At 49.5% G+C, this 1,724-nt stretch carries 1 protein-coding gene; it reads right to left on the bottom strand.

Annotated features, from left to right (window positions below):
- A partial coding sequence (locus tag BM231_RS26760) for a hypothetical protein (protein ID WP_139226428.1) occupies nucleotides 1-1,724 on the bottom strand: 1,724 nt, incomplete at both ends.

Raw genomic sequence — 1,724 nt, forward strand, 5'->3', positions numbered from 1 at the left:
CGCCAGAGATCCAGCGTTCGCCAGCTGCCGCTATAATCTGGTCGGTGATCAGTCGGGTATCAAAATACGGATCACCCAATGACTGTCCGTAGTGATCCAGATTTTGAATACCGAGCTTTTCGGCAAAGTACGGCAGGCCAAAGAAGCTGGATTGATCGACGAACTCAAAGCGGGTCTCGATCAGATAAGTTTTTTCTTTCTGAGCAGGAGCAAACAGCTGCGGATTGGTGGTCAGACCGAGGGCACGTAGAAAGTCCTGACCAGAGGTCTCTCGCGGATTGAGGGTGTCAGGGTCATCCAGATCAAGGTCACCAAATTCAAGATCATCAATGGAGCCCAGGCCTGGTATTAAAGGTTTTGGTGCACTGATCGTTGAGCCATCAAGGCTGTCACCTTTGGTGAGACCACTCGCATTTGTCTGCAAGATCTGCGTGTTATTGGCTAAGGTATAGCTGCCTGAGTTTTGTAAGGCCTCATCGGTATCTGCTTTTTCAGCACCAACCTGGCCATCTGTATTAAGTTCGCCTTGTTTTGTGACACCTTGCGTCTTTGGCAGCTCCCCGCTGTTGGCAAATGTATAGTTTTCGGCGTTTTCAGAAGCCTCATCAGCAGTTACTTCCTCCGTGCCAACCAGCCCAGCCGTTTTCTCCTTAACTTTATCTTGCTGCGTGACACCTTGTGCGCCTGAGCCGGTTTCAATGCCTGAAGAGCTTTCTAGGATCAGCTTTGAGGGATCTGGCTCGTCTATAGTCGTATTGGTCAGCGTGCCGGAAAGATTGCCGCTCAGCGTACCACCTGCATGTATAATGCCGGGGGCAGCTGCAGCCGTGGAGGTCTCAACTGTTTTTTGATCGGAATTTGGTATTTGGCCTAGCCAGCCAAACCCCCTGTGCTCCCTTCTCGAATTATAGCTGAGTTTGACGCCGTATGTTCTCGACGCGGAAACACCTCTGTTGTCCAAATTGTCACCATCGATTGTTAGATCGCCAGCGGCACTTATCTGACTGCTTTCGTTAAAGATAGATCCAGCATCAATGACTATATTGCCGATGCCTGTTGAGATCCTGGCCTGAGCCGTCTTGTAGTCTAGTTCTTCTTGCTCAATATAGACAATTGCCTGTCCGCCACTTGGTACTTTATGTTCCTCATCCGGAGAGAGAACATTCCAGCGCTCAAGATGACCAGCTGCCGGATCAAATGTTGCCAGGCTAGTCGGCGCATACTCTTTCCACCAGTTAGGATTCCAATCTTCAGGTGTTGCTCCTTTGTCTTCTAGAATCTTTTCAATTTGCACTATGTCTGGAAGAAATATGTATCCGGTTGGACCCTCTGAGCGATCCCACATAGTGCCGTAACTGTATCCTCCAATGTACCCTTTGTTGACGTATACATTGTTGTTACGGCTACCACCTAAGTAATCTGGAGACCTTGGATTAAGCCACTCTGGCGGATAGTAACCTGTCTTATAATTGTTCGCATACTCGTATGTTTTGAGTGTTTTCTCGACCTTCGTGAGGTTTTGCAGGTCTTCGGTGCGCAGGGTGATGTCACCTTCAAGAGACTCAATTCCACCACCATTATGGTTGAGAAGCTGGGTGCTGCGCGTGCCCACACTCTGGCCTTCAATGGTCAGGTTTCTCTTGGCAAGGATGAGCCCGCCGTCGTTGTCGAGCGTATTGCTGTGCAATGCCAGGTCTTGACCACTGACCAGGGTACCTTCATTG

Origin of the sequence: Pseudovibrio ascidiaceicola, from assembly GCF_900114245.1 — a bacterium.
In the GTDB taxonomy this organism is placed as follows: Bacteria; Pseudomonadota; Alphaproteobacteria; order Rhizobiales; family Stappiaceae; genus Pseudovibrio; species Pseudovibrio ascidiaceicola.